Source organism: Rhodococcus sp. NPDC058532 (genome assembly GCF_042719255.1).
GTDB lineage: Bacteria > Actinomycetota > Actinomycetes > Mycobacteriales > Mycobacteriaceae > Rhodococcus_G.
Map to the genome: position 1 here is coordinate 93,418 of NZ_JBHXNU010000008.1, position 15,973 is coordinate 109,390.

Below are 15,973 nucleotides of genomic sequence, written 5' to 3' on the forward strand. Positions count from 1 at the left end.
GCGGCTACCCGGGCGCCCCACCCTCCCGGCGCGACTAGGCGCCGGCGGACGAGTCGCGGGAGCAGTCGATGGCCACGATCGGCGTGGTGGCCGTGGTGCTGGGATTGATGTTGATCCTGGTGGAGGCGCACGCGCCGACGGCGGGGGTGCTCAGCGGACTGGCCGCGCTGCTGATCGGCGGTGGCATCGCCGCACTGTTCCTCGCCGGGGGCGCCGCGCAGACCGTCGCGGTCCCCGTCGCGATCGGGTTGGGCGGGGTCGGATTGGTCGGCGCCGCCGCACTCGGCAGGGCCATGGCCCGGACCCGGCGCACCCCGATCCGCAGCGGGCCGCAGGGACTGGTCGGCCACGAGGCGACGGTGAGCACCTGGGACGGTGCGGTCGGGCAGGTCCGGACGGACGGCGGGCTCTGGATGGCCCGGATCGCGTTCGGCTACCCGGACACTCCCCCGCCCACCGCCGGCGACCCGATGGTCGTCGAGTCGGTGCGGGGCCTGACCCTGAACGTGCGCCGCAGGGAGCCGTGGGAGGCGCCATGACCGTGCTGCTGATCGTCCTCGTCGTGGTCCTGCTGCTCGCCCTGCTCGTCCCCGGGACCGCGATCCGGGTGCTGCGCGAGTACGAGCGGGCGGTGGTGTTCCGGCTCGGCCGCGTCCAGGCGGTGAAGGGTCCGGGCCTGGTCCTGCTGATTCCGGTGGTGGACCGGATGGTTCGGGTCGGCCTGCGGACGGTGACGCTGAACATTCCGGTGCAGGAGGTCATCACCCGCGACAACGTGCCCGCGAAGGTCACCGCGGTCGCGTACTTCCGTGTTCTCGATGCGGATCGGGCGGTGGTCGAGGTGGAGAACTTCCTCGCCGCGACCACGCAGATCGCGCAGACCACGCTGCGGTCGGTGCTTGGCAAGGCCGAACTGGACACCCTGCTCGCCGACCGGGACCGGGTGAACGAGGACCTGCAGAAGGTCATCGACCAGCAGACCGAGCCGTGGGGGGTGAAGGTGACCACCGTCGAGATCAAGGACGTAGAGATCCCGGAGCGGATGCAGCGGGCCATCGCCCGGCAGGCGGAGGCGGAACGGGAGCGGCGCGCGAAGATCATCAACGCGGAGGCCGAGTTCCAGGCGTCGGCGAAGCTCGCGGAGGCGGCGGCGGTGATCTCCCAGAACCCGACGACGCTGCAACTGCGGTACCTGCAGACGCTGCGCGAGGTCGGCGGGGACAGCAAGGCGACGGTGGTCGTGCCGCTTCCGGTGGACCTGCTGCGGTTCCTCGGCGGCGCCGGGGAACCGCAGCTCGGCACCAACGATCAGGCGCTGCCGGGCAACTCGAACTCGCCCTGATCGCCGAAGTCGACCTGCCTGCGTGCGTTGGAGAGGGCGCTGACAATGCAGGTGCCGATCGGGCCGCGCCGGTCGTACATCGTGGTGGTGCCGACCGCGATCCCGTTCGCGCTGATGTGATCGTCGGCCTCGATGCCGACCTCGTGCCCCTCCGGCAGCCGGGCCAGGACCAGCGTCAGGTCCACGTTGATGAACCCGACGCCCGCGGTGCCCCAGTTCGTCATCAGGCTGGTCGGTTCGCCAGCCATCGCGGCCCGCACGAACGGGGAGGGCGCCTCGCCGTCGACGATGGCCGGATGCTGGGCCCACATGCGTTTGCGGCTCGCGCCCTGATGTTCGAGCATCGCGTGCGACCAGCCGTCGGGATGGTCGTCGCTGCCGAAGAACGGCGGTGCGGGTTCGCCGGTCGCGATCACCGGCGGCACCGGACGCACGTCGCGGGTCCACAGCTGGCCCGGCGGCTGCTCCGACGGCCGCAGGAAGACCGCGGACGCCCGCGCCACCGTCTCGCCGTCCTGCACCAGCTCGGCGTCGGCGACGCGGATGCGGGCGCCGTCCCGAACGACGGCGGTGCGGGTGGTCAGCGGCCGGGTGCGGGCGGGGGCGAACAGGTCGACGGTCAGCCGGGCCGGGACGAAGCCGCCGCCGCCGTGTTCGTGGTCGAGGGCGCGGGCCAGCAGCCCGCACAGCGCGACGCCGCTGACCATGTCCGGCGACCACCGGCTGATCGCAAAGCCCTTGGCGAGGTACCCCTCGGGTGTGGTCGTGAAGAACGCGAGCGGATCGGTCACGGTGGCCCCTTGTCGTCGGTGTGCGATCCATGATCACCGGCCGAGGAGTAAATAGTTAACTCATTCGCGGTCGGGTCGTGTGAGTTCCGCCATAGCGGCAGGGTCCACCGACTATCCTGCCCAGCGTGGCCCGATTCCCGCGCGTCCTCGCCCTGCTCGGCGCCGCGCTGACCGTCCTGACCCTCGGCGCGGCACCCGGGTCGGCGACGCCCACGGTGCCGCAGCTCGGACCCGACTTCGAGTGGGGTGTCGCGACCTCCGGTTTCCAGTCGGAGGGGCCGCCGCCGGACAGCAACTGGTCCCGCTACATCGCGGCGGGCCGAACACACGACCCGTATGGCAGCGGCCCCGACTTCCGACATCGGTACGCCGAGGACGTCGCGAACGCGGCGGCGCTGGGGGTGGACGCGTTCCGATTCTCGGTGGAGTGGGCACGCCTGCAGCCCGCGCCCGGCGTCTGGAACGAGACCGAGTTCGCCTACTACGACGACGTGATCCGGACGATCCGCGCGCACGGCATGCGACCGATGATCACCCTCGACCATTTCGTGTTCCCCGGCTGGGTGGTCGACCGCGGCGGGTGGACCACCGATGCGGCGATCGAGCTGTGGCTGGCCAACGCCGAGCGGGTGGTCACCCGGTACGCGGGCATGGGCGCCACCTGGATCACGTTCAACGAGCCGACGGTGTTCGTGCAGAAGGAGATGACGTTCGGCGGCATCGCCCCGGCCGACGCGCCAGCCGTTCTCGATCGTCTCGTCCGCGCGCATCGGCGGGCGTACGAGCTGATCCACCGACTGGACCCGGGTGCCGCGGTGTCGAGCAACACCGCATACGTCCCCGCCGCCATGGGGGTGGTCGACGCGATGTTCACCGACCGGGTCCGCGACACCCTCGACTTCCTCGGGCTCGACTACTACTACGGCGTCTCCCTGGACAACCTCACCGCCGCGTCGGCGTTGACCGACGCATTCCACGACATCCGTCCGCAACCGGACGGGATCTACCATGCCGCACTGCATTTCGCGAGGAAGTACCCGGAGCTCCCGATCTACGTGGTGGAGAACGGGATGCCGATGGACGACGGGAAGCCCCGCACGGACGGCTACACCCGCTCGGATCACCTGCGCGACCACGTGTACTGGCTGCAGCGCGCGACGGCGGACGGGGCGAACGTGATCGGCTACAACTACTGGTCGATCACCGACAACTACGAGTGGGGCGGCTACCGGAATCGGTTCGGCCTCTACACCGTCGACGTGCTCACCGACCCGACCCTGACCCGCCGACCCACCGACGCCGTGGCCACCTACCGGGACGTGATCGCCGCGCGGGGCGTGCCCGGCGACTACCGGCCCGTCATGCCGGACTCGGCGTGTTCGCTGGTCGACCCGCCGCACAGCTGCGTTGACGCGGGAACACCCGGCGGCTGACCGGTCAGCCGCGGTCGGCGACGACCGCGAACGCGTCGGCTTCCGCGTCGTAGTCGGATCCGGCGACGTCGCCGTGGATCCCGGTCACCCGCAGTCCCGCTGCGGCGACCTCGGTCGTCACCTGTTCCGGGGTAAGGCAGTGGGTCCAGTTCCAGAACTGCCGGGTGCCCGCGGCGGACTCGATGGTGTACCGCTCCAACGCGAGCAGGAGGTCCGGGTAGACGTGGGTCTCGAGGGTGCCGAGGTAGGGCGGCTCCGCCCAGAATCCGTCCATCAGGTTCTGCTGCCGCGCCAGGCCCTCGCGGAAGGTCGGGAACCGGGGCGCTGCGGTCACGTCGAACAGCAGCCTGCCGCCGTCGGCGAGCGCCGCCCGGATCCGGCGCAGTAGCTCGACCCGGCGGTCCGGGCTCAACGCGCAGTAGTCCTCGTAGATCAGCAGCGCCGCATCGTGCCCGGAGCCGAGGTCGGCGGTGAAGTAGTCGCCGCGGACGAAACGGGCAGCCAACCCCTCCGCCTCGGCGACCCCGCGCGCATACGCCACCGAGGTCGCCGAGACATCGACGCCGAGCACCTCGATGCCGCGGCGGGCGAGGCGGTGCGCGTAGAGGCCGGGACCGCAGCCCACATCGAGGACCCGCGTGCCGGGCACCAAGCCCAGCGCTCCGATCAGCCAGTCCACCGAGCGGTCCACGAACGCGTGCGGGCGGGACGCCGCCGCGGTGTCGGGGTCGAGGTGGTTGACCAGCATCCGACCGGAGATGTGCGGGTCGTTCCAGAATTCCGGTGTCGTCACGGTCTCGAACGGCGCCGGGCGTGGGGGCATGCTGGTCACCGCGCCAGCCTAGGTCGACCCGATTGTCCGATTCGCGCCGACTACCCTGTCCGGGTGTCGTGGCAGGTGTGGGTCGGGTTCCTCGGGGCGGCGCTGGCGATCAGCCTGTCGCCGGGCGCCGGGGCGATCGCGTCGATGTCGTCCGGCCTGAGTCACGGCCTGCGCCGCGGCTCCTGGAACATCCTCGGCCTGCAACTGGCCCTGCTGGTGCAGCTGCTGGTCGTCGCGGCCGGGGTCGGCGCGCTGCTGGCGTCGTCGGCGATCGCGTTCACCGTGATCAAGTGGTTCGGCGTCGCCTACCTGGTGGTCCTCGGGATCCAGCAGTGGCGTGCCGCCCCCGGCGCGGTGGAACCGGACCCCGCCACGCCTGGCCGTTCCGGTGCCGCCCTGGTGGCGCGCGGGTTCCTGGTGAATGCCAGCAACCCGAAGGCCGTGGTGTTCATGCTCGCGGTGCTGCCGCAGTTCCTCGATCCTGCGCGACCGCTCGCCGCGCAGTACGCGGTGATCGCGGCGACGATGATCGGTGTGGACGTGGTCGTGATGACCGGCTACACCGGGCTCGCGGCGCGGGCCCTGACGTTGCTGCGCTCGCCCCGGCAGCAGCGGGTCACCGGCCGCGTCTTCTCCGGCCTGTTCTTCACCGCGGCCGGGGTGCTGTCGCTGGTCCGCCGCGCCGCCCCGGTGTGAGCGCCGTCAGGCCGACGCACCGGCGATGTTCACCATCCAGCCGATGCCGAACCGGTCGGTGCACATTCCGAATTCGTCGCCCCACATCTGCTTTTCGAGTGGAACCCCGACCACGCCGCCCGCGGAGAGCGCCGCCCACCAGCCGCGCAGTTCGTCGGCGTCGTCGCCGCTGAGGCTGACCGCGATGGTGGTGCCGGGGTTGTGCTCCATGCCGGGCGGGGTGTCGGCGCCCATCAGCGTGAACCCCTGCGGGGTTTCGAGCATGCCGTGCATGATCAGGTCCGCGCCTGGCGCGTCCGTGTCGCCGAATTCGCCGAAGGTGTTTAGGGCCAGGGTGCCACCGAACACGCCCTGGTAGAACTCCATCGCCGCGCGGGCGTTGTCGGTGAAGCTGATGTACGGGTTCAGACGCGAGCTCATGCGATGCTCCTCGGGTCGACCGAACAGTGCCGTTGCCCACACTATGCCGCACCACCGACACACCCAACCCGGCAAGCAGGACGCCGGGTCGGGTTCCGGTGCGCCCGCTCAGCGCGCGAGCGGCCGGACGTGGTGTTTGACCGACGCATCGCTGAGCAGCAGCCCGACGCCGAGCCCCAGCACGCTGAGTCCGAGCGACAGCGCGGCCGCGCCCAATCCGATTGCAATTCCCAACATGATTCCTCCACCCGGTGGTGTGATGCCGGCGCCCCGAGCCGTGTCCTCGGCCGCACCGAACCTGACATCGACAATCCTCGACCCGCCCGGCCGTCGCGGACAGCGACCCAAGGGTGCGACATCACCCACCCTCGGCGGTCACATGTCGAGACCGAGATCCAGGACGGTGACCGAATGGGTGAGGGCGCCGACGGCGAGGTAGTCGACGCCGGTACCCGCGTAGTCGGCGGCGTCGCCGAGGGTCAGCCCGCCGGACGATTCGAGCCTCGTCCGCGGCGACCGGGTGTTGCGCCGCTGCACCGCGGCCTGCGTCTCCCACAGCGCGAAATTGTCGAGCAGGACCAGGTCGACGCCCTCGGCGAGGATCTCGTCGAGCTGCGCGAGGCTGTCCACCTCCACCTCGCATTCGATGTCCGGGTCGGCAGCGCGGACCGCGCGCAGCGCCGCGACCACGGAGCCCGCTGCGGCGACGTGGTTGTCCTTGATCAGGGCGGCGTCCCCGAGCCCCATCCGGTGGTTGACGCCGCCCCCCATCCGGACCGCGTACTTCTGCAGGCCGCGCAGCCCGGGCAGCGTCTTGCGGCTGTCCCGGATCCGGCAGTCGGTGCCTGCGACGGCGTCGACCCACGCCGCGGTGGCGGTCGCGATGCCGGACAGGTGGCACATCAGGTTCAGCATGGTTCGTTCGGCGGTGAGCAGGTCGCGGGTCGGTGCCTGCACCTCCAGGACGGCCTGCCCCGGCTCGATGCGGGTGCCGTCGTCGACGCGGCCGAGCACCCGGTACGCGCCGGCACCGATCACCTCGTCGAGAACGAGCAGCCCGACGTCGATGCCCGCGACGACGCCCGCAGCCCGGGACACCACCGACGCCGACGCGACCGCGTCGGCGGGGACGGTGGCGGTGGAGGTGACGTCGAGCCCGTAGCGCAGGTCCTCGTCGAGGGCAACGCGGACCAGGGTGCGGATCTCGTCGTGGTCGAGGCCATCGGCCAGGGTGCTCATCATGCTCCTGTCGGGATCAGGTCGGTGAGGGCGAGTGCGCCCTCGGGGGTGCGCCGCACGCGGAGGGGGCGGCGCCGGGTGTCGTCGGTGTCGGGGTGGTCGAGCCGGGTGTGGCAGCCGCGGCTCTCGGTGCGCGCGGACGCGGCGAGGACCAGCGCGGTCGCGGTCGCGGTGAGGGCCGCGTCCTCCAGGTCGGCGACGGTCGACGGCCGCCGACTGCTGGCGCGGGCGAGGGCGTCCGCCGCCGCGGCCAGCCCGTCACCGTCACGGACGACGGACGCGTGCGCGGTCATCGCCGCCTGCAGGGCGCCGCGCGGCACCGCGGGCAGCGCAGGAACCTCGGCGGAGGTGACCTGCACCGCGACCGCCGACCGTTCGGCCGCGGCCAGCCCGGCCCGCTCCCCCACCACGAGGCCTTCGAGGAGGCTGTTGGAGGCGAGACGGTTCGCGCCGTGCAGCCCGGTGCGGGCCACCTCGCCCGCGGCGAGCAGTCCGGGAACCGCGGTGCGGCCGTGGCTGTCGGTGACGACCCCGCCGCAGGCGTAGTGCGCCGCGGGCGCGACCGGGATCAGGTCGGTGGTCGGGTCGAGTCCGACCGCCCGGCAGGAGGCGGTGATGGTCGGGAACCGCAACGCGAACCCGTCGATGCGGCGGGCGTCGAGGTACACGTGGTCCTCGCCGAGGCGCCGCAACCGGGCGGCGATGGCCTTGGACACCACGTCACGGGGCGCGAGATCGCCCATCGGATGCACTCCCGCGGTGACCGAATCACCGTGCGAATCCACCAGAATCGCGCCCTCCCCGCGCACCGCCTCGGAGATCAGCGGCCGCCTGCCGACCCCGCCCGCCGCGTAGAGCACGGTGGGATGGAACTGGACGAACTCGAGGTCCGCGACGACGGCCCCGGCGTCCAGCGCGAGGGCGACGCCGTCGGCGGTGGCCCCCGGCGGGTTGGTGCTGCACGAGTACAGCTGCCCGAGACCACCGGTGGCCAGCAGCACGGCAGGCGCATGGATCACACCGGCACCCGCATCCGATCCTCGAATACCGTTGTCCGACAGCACGATCAATCCTTGGACGCCCGACGGCCCGGTGACCACCCGCGTCGCGGCGGCACCGAACAGCACCGGCATCCCCGCCGCGTTCAGCGCCCGCTGCACCTCGGCGCCGGTGGCGTCACCGCCCGCGTGGATGATCCGGCGCGCGCTGTGCCCGCCCTCGCGGGTGCGGGAGACCTCGCCGTCGCGGCCGCGGTCGAATACCGCGCCGAGGTCGGCCAGCGCGGTGACCGCGTCCGCGCCTGCGGCGACGATCGAGCGCACGGCGTCCTCGTCGCAGAGGCCGCCGCCCGCGGCGAGCGTGTCCGCGACGTGCGCGTCGACGTCGTAGCCGGAGCTGACCGCGATGCCGCCCTGTGCGTACACGGTGGCCGTGTCGGTCGGGCCGCCCTTGCTGACGGTCACCACCCGCAGGCCGGCGCGGGTCGCGGTGCGGGCCGCGGTCAGCCCCGCGACCCCGCCGCCCACGACGACCAGGTCGGCGTGCGCCTCCCAGCCGACCGTCGGCTGCGTGGTCACTACTCGCCGCCGCCCGGGTTGCCGATCTCGATCATCCGCTGCACGGAGGTGCGGGCCCGCTCGCCGACCGCGGCGTCGACGTGCACCTCGTCGCTGCGTTCCTGCAGGCACCGCAGCAGGGCGGCGGGGGTGATCATCTTCATGTACGGGCACGAGGCGCGGTCGTTGACGGCCTGGAAGTCGACCTCGGGCGCGGCCTTGCGCAGCTGGTGCAGCATGCCGATTTCGGTGGCGACGAGGACCTGCGTTGCCCCGGTCGCGCGGGCGGCGTCGAGCATCCCGCCCGTGGAGAGGATCTTCACCTTGTCCTCGTCGACGATGCCCTCCCCGGCCAGGTACAGCGCGGAGGTGGCGCAGCCGCATTCGGGGTGCACAAACAGTTCCGCATCCGGGTGCGCCTTCGCCTGCGCGGTCAGCTCGTCCCCGTTGATGCCCGCGTGGACGTGGCACTCGCCCGCCCAGATGTGCATGTTCTGCCGTCCGGTGACCCGCTTGACGTGGGCGCCGAGGAACTGGTCGGGCAGGAACAGCACCTCACGCTCGGGGTCGATCGATGCGACGACGTCGACGGCGTTCGACGAGGTGCAGCAGATGTCGGTCAGGCCCTTCACCTCGGCGGTGGTGTTGACGTACGAGACCACCAGCGCGTCGGGGTACTCGGCCTTCCATTCGCGGAGCTGGTCGGCGGTGATGGAGTCGGCGAGCGAGCAGCCGGCCCGCTCGTCGGGGATGAGCACGGTCTTGGTCGGGCTGAGGATCTTCGCGGTCTCGGCCATGAAGTGCACACCGCAGAAGATGATCGTCTCCTCCTCGGCCTCCGCGGCGATCCGGGAGAGCGCGAGGGAGTCACCGACGTGGTCGGCGACATCCTGGATGGCGGGCAGCTGGTAGTTGTGCGCGAGGATCGTCGCGTTCTGCGCGCGAGCCAGGCGGCGGACCTCCTCGGCCCACTCCGGGGTCGCCTCGACACCGGTGTAGCCACCGGGTCCGTCGACGATCGTGGCCGCATCGAACGTCGCCCCAGCAATCGTTCCCGTCATTGCCGTACTCCTTTACCGCATCCACTTCACCGAACAGCCGGGCGGACAGCCGGGCGAACAGGCCCGAATTGTCGTTCTCGGGGTTTTCGACTTAGGATCGAAAACGTGCCCAATGGTAACACCACCCTCCACGAAGTCCTCACCGCGGTGTTCCAGGTCCGCGAGATCGACGGCCGCCCCGAGCTCTGCGTCCTGCTGTGGCGACGCGCGCTCGACCCGGAGGCTGGGGCCTGGTCGCTGCCCGGCGGACTGCTCGGCGACAACGAGGACATGACCACCTCGGCCCGGCGGCAGCTCGCCGAGAAGGTCGACGTCCGCGAGGTCGCGCACCTCGAACAGCTCTCGGTGTTCTCCGCCCCGCAGCGGGTGCCCGGCGTGCGGCTGATCGCCTCGACGTTCCTCGGACTCGTCCCCCTCGACTCCGACCCGGACATCCCGTCGGACACCGCGTGGTACCCGGTTACGACCCTTCCCAGGACCGCCTTCGACCACGGCATCGTCGTCACCCACGCGCGCACCCGGCTGGCGGCGAAGCTGTCCTACACCAACATCGCGTTCGCGCTCGCCCCCGCCGAGTTCACCATGTCCACGCTTCGCGAGATCTACTGCGCCGCACTGGGATACCAGGTGGATGCGACGAACCTGCAGCGGGTGCTCGGCCGAAGGGGTGTGCTGGTCGCGACCGGAGCCACCGCGCCACCGGGACCAGCGGGCGGCCGTCCGCCCGCGCTGTACCGGTTCGCGGAGTCGCGGCTGCGGGTCACCGACGAGTTCGCCGCCCTGCGTCCACCCACCTGACCGCCGCTACCGGCGCGGCGCCTCGGCGGCGGGTGCGACGGCCTCGACCCCGAGGTCCGGCCGCGGGCTGAGCGAGACGAGCAGCAGGTACACCAGGGCCGCAGCGAACGGCTGCGCGATCAGCGCCATCACGGTGCCGAGGCCCGGGGTCGCCGGGACGATCTGCCCGACCTCGAGGTCGTCGACACCGGGGAAGCGCAGCTGCGCGACCCCGAGCCCGACCAGCGCGGCCGCGGAGGCCCCGACCACCGATCCGAGGACGAGCCCGATCACCTGGGCGACGCCGCGGTACGCGCGGATCGACCACACCGCGACCGCGGACAGCACCCCGAGGATCGCGCCGAGGCACAGGAACAGCGCGACGGCGTCGAACTGGTGAGTGCTCTCCCCCGTCAGCGAGGTCGCACCACCGCTAGAGACGACCAGGAAATGCTGGGCAGGCGCGAGCAGTCCCCACCCGATGCCCGCGAGCGCGCTGGTCACGACGACACCGGCGACGACGCGGGCGGCCGAACGCACCTCCGCGGACGCGGCACGCCTGCCGCCGGTCGACGCCCGCTGGCCCGGCATCTGGGTCTGTGTTGTCACGTCGATCCACTCTAGAGGGACCGCGCGGGCGGCACGCGTCAGCGCCGCTCACCGGCGGTCGAGTCGCTGACCCCGTGCCGTGAGCACTTCGACCACCAGCCGTCCGGGCTGATCTGCACGATCATCCGGCGACCGCAGTGCTCGCAGAACCGGGGCGGCTCCAGCCCGAGGGCCGCCGCGGCGGGCACCGCATCCGGGACGCCGTCGACGAGCCGCAGGCCCGTGTACGGGTTGTACCGCTCGACAACCTCCATCGCGACGCTCCTAGATGGTCTGGTTGAGGGCCTTGATCGGCATCTGCAGCTCGCCGAGCAGGTCCAGGTCGGACTCGGCGGGCCTGCCGAGCGTGGTCAGGTAGTTGCCGACGATCACGGCGTTGATGCCGCCGAGGATGCCCTGCTTGGCGCCGAGGTCACCGAGGGTGATCTCGCGGCCGCCCGCGAAGCGCAGGATGGTGCGTGGCAGCGCGAGCCGGAACGCGGCGACGGCGCGCAACGCGTCGGCGGCGGGCAGCACCTCGAGGTCGCCGAAGGGGGTGCCGGGGCGCGGGTTGAGGAAGTTCAGCGGCACCTCGTCGGGTTCGAGTTCGGCGAGGTTGGCGGCGAATTCGGCGCGCTGTTCGAGGGTCTCACCCATGCCGAGGATGCCGCCGCAGCAGACCTCCATGCCCGCCTCACGGACCATCCGCAGGGTGTCCCAGCGCTCCTCCCAGGAGTGCGTGGTGACGACGTTCGGGAAGTGCGAGCGAGAGGTCTCGAGGTTGTGGTTGTAGCGATGCACACCGATCGCGGCGAGCTGGTCGACCTGCTCCTGGGTGAGCATGCCGAGCGAGCAGGCGACCTGGATGTCGACCTCGTTGCGGATCGCCTCGACGCCCGCGGCGACCTGGGCCATCAGCCGCTCGTCGGGGCCTCGGACGGCGGCGACGATGCAGAACTCGGTCGCACCCGTCTTCGCGGTCTGCTTGGCTGCCTCGACCAGGCTCGGGATGTCGAGCCAGGCGGCGCGCACCGGGGATTGGAACAGCCCGGACTGCGAGCAGAAGTGGCAGTCCTCGGGGCAGCCGCCGGTCTTGAGGGAGATGATGCCCTCGACCTCGACCTCGGGGCCGCACCAGCGCATCCGCACGTCGTGCGCGAGGGCCAGCAGCTCCTCGAGCCGGTCGTCGGGCAGCTGCAGCACCTGCAGGGTCTGCTCCTGGGTCAGTCCCTCGCCACGGTCGAGGACCTGATCCCTCGCGGTCGCGAGAATGTCGGTGCGGGCGGGTGCCTGGGTCACGAGCAGCTCCTTCGGATTCGGCGCAGGTGCGCGGATCGCGAGATCGTTGCCTCAGCGAACTTGAACACCGTACAAGTTGAACGGCGTTCAGGTTAGGGTCGTGGTGAAATGGTGTCAACCACACACCGACGGGAAGTGAACGACACAGTGCAGCTGCGACGAGCCGACGTCCTTGCCGGGGCGATCGCGATCCTCGACGAGTACGGACTCGGCGACCTGACCATGCGGCGGCTGGCCACCTCCCTCGGCGTCCAGCCGGGCGCCCTCTACTGGCACTTCCCGAACAAGCAGACGCTGCTCGCCGCGATCACCGACGAGATGCTCGGCGCGGTGTCCGCCCCGATCGAGGCGACGTCCTGGGACGACCGTCTCGACGTGCTGGCGCACCGCACCAGGGACGCGCTGCTCGCGCACCGGGACGGCGCCGAACTCGCGTCCGCGTCGTACGCGGCCCGCCTTGCCACCAACGACGCCCGCGACACCCTCGCCCGCGCGTGCGCGGATGCCGGGCTTCCCGCGGCCGAGTCCGAATTCGCCGCCGATACCCTGCTGTTCTTCATCCTCGGGCAGACGATGGACGAGCAGTCCCGGATGCAGATGGACAGCCACGGCGCACTGACCGAGGACGCGTCGCCGCTGTACGACAGCACCAGCGGCACAGCGCGTTTCGACTACGGCCTGCGACTGTTCGTCGACGGTGTCCGCAGCCGGCTCGGCGAGCACGCGCGCCGCTGACGCGTGCCGGCGCGGGGGCTCCCGCGGGGGTGTGCACACGGCCGTTCACGCACGCACACCGCCACTGCACGCCCAGAACCCCCGCACACCCACCAAAACCCGTGTGCACACGGCCGTTCGCGCACCCACACGGGAACTGCACGCCCACAACCCCCGCACACACCGCAACAGGGCTGTGCACACGGGCATTCACGCACGCATGCGGCGCGGGTCTGACCGCGGTCAGGCCGAGTCGCCGCCCAGCGCGTCGAGTGCCTTCTGCACCCTGGCGAGCCGCGTCTTCGGAGTCCGGGCCTGCAGCACCGGAAGGATCAGCTGATAGCGGGCGGTCCGGTCGAGGGCGTCGAACGCGCGGGCCGCGGCCGGGTTCGACGCCATCGCCTCCGCGAGATCGGCGGGGACGGTGGCCGTCTTCTGCGATGCGTAGGCGGCGTCCCAGCGCCCGTCGGCCTTGGCGCGGCGGACCTCGACGAGACCCGGTTCGCGCATCCGGCCCGCCGCGGACAACGCGGCGACCTTGTCCACGTTGACCTGTGACCACACGCTGCGCGGCCGCCGCGGCACGTACTTCTGCAGGTAGTAGCGTGCGTCGCTGGCGCGGCGCTGCCCGGAGATCCAGCCGTAGCACAGGCCGACGTCGACCAGCTCGTCCTCGGTGATCGAGGCGATGCCGGAGTTCTTCCGCGCCACCAGGATCCAGACCCCCTCGCGCCGCGTCCGGTGCTCGGCCAACCAGTTCTCGAACGCCGCCGCGTCCGGAAAGGCGACGACCTCCACCCCGTCGATTGCGTCCATGCGCCGATGCTAGACCGGGCCACCGACCTCCTCCTGTTCGTCGGGCGCGGCGCCGCGCCCGCGCGCACACTGATGGACATGTCCGCACGGATGCTCGCCGCCGCCACCGTCCTCGCGGTCGCAGGCGTGGTCGCGGGGTCGGGGGCGTCCGCCGCGGCACCGGCGGACCGGCCGGGCACGGTCACCGCGGTCCACGCCCTGCCACCGGAGGCCTGGATTCCGGGGGCGGCCTCCGGGCGCGTGTTGACGTACCGGACCCTCGGGCCGCAGGATCGGCCCGCGTCGAGCACCGGCGCGGTGTTCCTTCCGCCCGGGCAGCCGCCGCCCGGCGGCTGGCCGGTGATCTCCTGGGCGCACGGCGCGGTCGGCGTCGCGGACGCGTGCGCGCCAACGGTGACCGGCAAGATCGGCGGCCCGTACCTGGGTCGGTGGCTCGCGCAGGGGTATGCGATCGTCGCGACCGACTACGTCGGCCTCGGCACCGAGGGGGTACACCCCTACCTGGACGGGCGATCGGAGGCACATGCAGTCGTCGACATGGTCCGGGCCGCGCGGGCCGTTGAGCCGAGCCTGTCGGATCGCTGGGTGACGCTCGGACAGTCGCAGGGTGGGCAGGCGGCGATGGTGACCGCGACGCTGGCGACCGCGTACGCGCCGGAACTCGACCATCGCGGCACCGTCGCGCTGGGGGTGCCGTCGAACATCGAGAACCTCGCCCCGCTCGGCGGCCCGTGGTTTCCGCCGCTGCCGCTGACCGGGACCACCGTGTTCATCGCCTACGTGATCGCGGGCCTGCGGGCGAGCCACCCGGATCTCGACGTCGACGCCTACCTGAGCGAGCGGGGCAGGCGGGTCGTCGCGCAGGCCGAGCAACTCTGCTACGAGGAGGCGGCGGCCGCGTTCGGGGACACGTCGATCGGTGCGCTGTTCGCCCGTGGCCTCGACGAGCCGATCCTGCGGCCGCTTCGGGAGATGCTCGCGATCCCGCTGCGCGGCTACGACCGGCCACTGTTCCTTGGGCAGGGCCTGCTCGACACGATCGTCCCCGCGCCGCTGACACTGAAGCTGGTCGCGGACCTCGTCGGTGCGGGGCAACGGTTCACGTTCCGGACCTACCCGCGGGGACACCTCGAGACGATGCTCGCCTCCGAGGCCGAGGCGAGCGACTTCGTCCGGGCGGTGCTCGGACCGTGACCACCTGGCCGGAGTTCACCGCGGCCGCGCCGTCGATCGCGGCCGTGTTCAGCAGGCGGATGGCGGCCACCGGGAACCTGTGCCTGCTGGCGACGCTGCGCTCGGACGGATTCCCGCGGATCAGCCCGATCGAGCCGCGGGTGTTCGAGGACGCACTGTGGATCGTCGGCATGCCCGGCACCGTGAAGTTCCTCGACCTCGACCGCGATCCCCGGTTCTGCCTGCACACCGCGACGGTCGACTCAATGGTCGGCGACGGGGACGCGAAGCTGTGGGGCATCGTGTACGACGTCCAGGACCGGGCACTGCAGGCGCGGTTCGCCGACGCCGTGTTCGAGGAGATCGGTCTCGACCTGCGCGGCACCGAGTTCCGGCCGTTCTACGCGGCCGACGTCACCGGCGCCTCGTCGGTCGCGTACCTCGACGGGCACCTCGACGTCACCATCTGGCGACCCGGCGCACCCGAACGGGTGGTGCGCACGCAGTGACGATCACCCGTCGTCCCACCGCTCCCGTTCCGCCGTGACCAGGTCGCGGTAGCCGGCGGCCAGCTCCTGCAATGCCGCGTCGCAGTCGCCGACAAAGGCGGGGCCGTGCATCAGCCCGAGCGTGTCCGGTCGCAGGGCGGCGAGCGACCGGATCGTCGGAACCAGGGCCGGGGTCAGCGCCGTCGCCCGCCCCAACGCCTCGCCTGCCAGCGCGGGCCCGACGATGTCGGCGTCGGAGACGGCGGGCGGACGCCCGAACGCGGTGAACAGGTCACCGCACAGCAGCGTCGACGTCGACTCCTCGAACATCACGCAGGCGTCCCACCCGTGCGGCACGTGCGGGGTGTCGATATGCCGCACCCGGCGTTCGCCGACCTCGAGGACCTCCCCGTCCTGCAGCGGCCGCGGCGGCCGGTCCACGAGGTCGCCCACCTGCACGAAACAGGACAGGGCCCCGTGCGCCACCGCGGCGTTCGGCGCCGCAGCCAGCCACGAGTTGACCGACCCGCACTCGTCGGCCTCGACGTGCCCGAACGCGAGCCACCGCAGCCGGTCGAGTGGAATCACCCGCCGGACCGCGTCCGACACCGTCGGGAACAGGGCGCGCTGGCCAAGATGGAACAGCAGCGGCTCGTCGCCGTCGACGAGATACTGGTTCATCACCAGATTCGCGTCGTCGACGTACGTCGAGAACCGGTAGAGGCCCGGGGCAATCTCGGTGGTCGTGGTGTCCATG

The 15,973-nt window shown here is 71.7% G+C and carries 20 protein-coding genes; 8 read left to right on the forward strand and 12 right to left on the reverse strand.

Annotation, left to right across the window (positions count from 1 at the left end; all coding sequences use genetic code 11):
* The first annotated feature begins 68 nt into the window (after positions 1 to 68).
* Together ACFWQG_RS11985 and ACFWQG_RS11990 are read left to right on the forward strand one after the other, a co-directional pair.
* Positions 69 to 539, forward strand: a complete 471-nt coding sequence (locus tag ACFWQG_RS11985) for an NfeD family protein (RefSeq protein ID WP_378507837.1) — start codon at positions 69 to 71, stop codon at positions 537 to 539.
* A complete protein-coding gene (locus tag ACFWQG_RS11990) occupies positions 536 to 1,342 on the forward strand; it encodes a slipin family protein (protein ID WP_378507838.1) in 807 nt (268 codons plus the stop codon). Before ACFWQG_RS11985 ends, ACFWQG_RS11990 begins: the two co-directional genes overlap by 4 nt.
* Here ACFWQG_RS11990 and ACFWQG_RS11995 read toward each other — a convergent pair.
* A complete protein-coding gene (locus ACFWQG_RS11995; protein WP_378507839.1) occupies positions 1,309 to 2,133 on the reverse strand; it encodes a thioesterase family protein in 825 nt (274 codons plus the stop codon). The genes ACFWQG_RS11990 and ACFWQG_RS11995 overlap by 34 nt on opposite strands.
* A gap of 125 nt (positions 2,134 to 2,258) precedes the next feature.
* Between ACFWQG_RS11995 and ACFWQG_RS12000 the strand changes: the two genes are divergently transcribed.
* Entirely contained in the window at positions 2,259 to 3,566 is a 1,308-nt protein-coding gene (locus ACFWQG_RS12000) for a glycoside hydrolase family 1 protein (RefSeq protein WP_378507840.1), read from the forward strand.
* Positions 3,567 to 3,570: 4 nt separating this feature from the next.
* Here ACFWQG_RS12000 and ACFWQG_RS12005 read toward each other — a convergent pair whose 3' ends face one another.
* The gene (locus ACFWQG_RS12005) at positions 3,571 to 4,389 is read right to left on the reverse strand and encodes an SAM-dependent methyltransferase (RefSeq protein WP_378507952.1); all 819 of its coding nucleotides are present in this window, start codon (positions 4,387 to 4,389) and stop codon (positions 3,571 to 3,573) included.
* Between the two features lie 63 nt (positions 4,390 to 4,452).
* Between ACFWQG_RS12005 and ACFWQG_RS12010 the strand changes: the two genes are divergently transcribed.
* Complete coding sequence (locus ACFWQG_RS12010; RefSeq protein ID WP_378507841.1) at positions 4,453 to 5,085, forward strand: LysE family transporter; 633 nt, start codon at positions 4,453 to 4,455, stop codon at positions 5,083 to 5,085.
* 6 nt (positions 5,086 to 5,091) lie between these two features.
* Here ACFWQG_RS12010 and ACFWQG_RS12015 read toward each other — a convergent pair whose 3' ends face one another.
* From ACFWQG_RS12015 to nadA, 5 genes are all read right to left on the reverse strand, one after another.
* Positions 5,092 to 5,505, reverse strand: a complete 414-nt coding sequence (locus ACFWQG_RS12015; RefSeq protein WP_378507842.1) for a VOC family protein — start codon at positions 5,503 to 5,505, stop codon at positions 5,092 to 5,094.
* 108 nt (positions 5,506 to 5,613) lie between these two features.
* Positions 5,614 to 5,742: a hypothetical protein gene (locus tag ACFWQG_RS12020; RefSeq protein WP_378507843.1), complete on the reverse strand. Its 129-nt coding sequence runs from the start codon at positions 5,740 to 5,742 to the stop codon at positions 5,614 to 5,616.
* Between the two features lie 138 nt (positions 5,743 to 5,880).
* The gene (nadC, locus tag ACFWQG_RS12025; RefSeq protein WP_378507844.1) at positions 5,881 to 6,747 is read right to left on the reverse strand and encodes a carboxylating nicotinate-nucleotide diphosphorylase; all 867 of its coding nucleotides are present in this window, start codon (positions 6,745 to 6,747) and stop codon (positions 5,881 to 5,883) included.
* Complete coding sequence (locus tag ACFWQG_RS12030) at positions 6,744 to 8,321, reverse strand: L-aspartate oxidase (RefSeq protein ID WP_378507845.1); 1,578 nt, start codon at positions 8,319 to 8,321, stop codon at positions 6,744 to 6,746. The genes nadC and ACFWQG_RS12030 overlap by 4 nt, the downstream gene beginning before the upstream one ends.
* Positions 8,321 to 9,361: a quinolinate synthase NadA gene (gene nadA, locus ACFWQG_RS12035; protein ID WP_378507846.1), complete on the reverse strand. Its 1,041-nt coding sequence runs from the start codon at positions 9,359 to 9,361 to the stop codon at positions 8,321 to 8,323. Before nadA ends, ACFWQG_RS12030 begins: the two co-directional genes overlap by 1 nt.
* 105 nt (positions 9,362 to 9,466) lie before the next feature.
* On the opposite strand from nadA, the gene ACFWQG_RS12040 reads away from it, so the two are divergent.
* Positions 9,467 to 10,159: an NUDIX domain-containing protein gene (locus tag ACFWQG_RS12040; RefSeq protein ID WP_378507847.1), complete on the forward strand. Its 693-nt coding sequence runs from the start codon at positions 9,467 to 9,469 to the stop codon at positions 10,157 to 10,159.
* 6 nt (positions 10,160 to 10,165) lie between these two features.
* Here ACFWQG_RS12040 and ACFWQG_RS12045 read toward each other — a convergent pair whose 3' ends face one another.
* The 3 genes from ACFWQG_RS12045 to bioB are packed head-to-tail and all read right to left on the reverse strand — an operon-like array spanning position 10,166 to position 12,025.
* The gene (locus ACFWQG_RS12045; protein WP_378507848.1) at positions 10,166 to 10,747 is read right to left on the reverse strand and encodes a DUF2567 domain-containing protein; all 582 of its coding nucleotides are present in this window, start codon (positions 10,745 to 10,747) and stop codon (positions 10,166 to 10,168) included.
* A 38-nt stretch (positions 10,748 to 10,785) separates the two neighbouring features.
* Positions 10,786 to 11,001, reverse strand: coding sequence for a hypothetical protein (locus ACFWQG_RS12050; protein WP_378507849.1), 216 nt, complete (start codon positions 10,999 to 11,001; stop codon positions 10,786 to 10,788).
* Positions 11,002 to 11,011: 10 nt separating this feature from the next.
* Positions 11,012 to 12,025 (reverse strand): biotin synthase BioB, encoded by a 1,014-nt coding sequence (bioB, locus tag ACFWQG_RS12055; protein WP_378507850.1) that lies wholly within the window; start codon positions 12,023 to 12,025, stop codon positions 11,012 to 11,014.
* Positions 12,026 to 12,172: 147 nt separating this feature from the next.
* Between bioB and ACFWQG_RS12060 the strand changes: the two genes are divergently transcribed.
* On the forward strand, positions 12,173 to 12,760 hold the full coding sequence (locus ACFWQG_RS12060; RefSeq protein ID WP_378507953.1) for a TetR/AcrR family transcriptional regulator C-terminal domain-containing protein: 588 nt from the start codon (positions 12,173 to 12,175) through the stop codon (positions 12,758 to 12,760).
* A 222-nt stretch (positions 12,761 to 12,982) separates the two neighbouring features.
* Here the strand turns inward: ACFWQG_RS12060 and ACFWQG_RS12065 are convergent, their stop codons facing one another.
* The gene (locus tag ACFWQG_RS12065) at positions 12,983 to 13,555 is read right to left on the reverse strand and encodes a YdeI family protein (protein ID WP_378507851.1); all 573 of its coding nucleotides are present in this window, start codon (positions 13,553 to 13,555) and stop codon (positions 12,983 to 12,985) included.
* A gap of 72 nt (positions 13,556 to 13,627) precedes the next feature.
* Here ACFWQG_RS12065 and ACFWQG_RS12070 point away from each other — a divergent pair, with 72 nt between their 5' ends.
* Positions 13,628 to 14,749, forward strand: a complete 1,122-nt coding sequence (locus ACFWQG_RS12070; RefSeq protein WP_378507954.1) for a lipase family protein — start codon at positions 13,628 to 13,630, stop codon at positions 14,747 to 14,749.
* Positions 14,746 to 15,237, forward strand: a complete 492-nt coding sequence (locus tag ACFWQG_RS12075) for a pyridoxamine 5'-phosphate oxidase family protein (RefSeq protein ID WP_378507852.1) — start codon at positions 14,746 to 14,748, stop codon at positions 15,235 to 15,237. The genes ACFWQG_RS12070 and ACFWQG_RS12075 overlap by 4 nt, the downstream gene beginning before the upstream one ends.
* Positions 15,238 to 15,240: 3 nt before the next feature.
* Here the strand turns inward: ACFWQG_RS12075 and ACFWQG_RS12080 are convergent, their stop codons facing one another.
* Positions 15,241 to 15,972: an MBL fold metallo-hydrolase gene (locus tag ACFWQG_RS12080; protein ID WP_378507853.1), complete on the reverse strand. Its 732-nt coding sequence runs from the start codon at positions 15,970 to 15,972 to the stop codon at positions 15,241 to 15,243.
* Position 15,973: the final 1 nt, after the last annotated feature.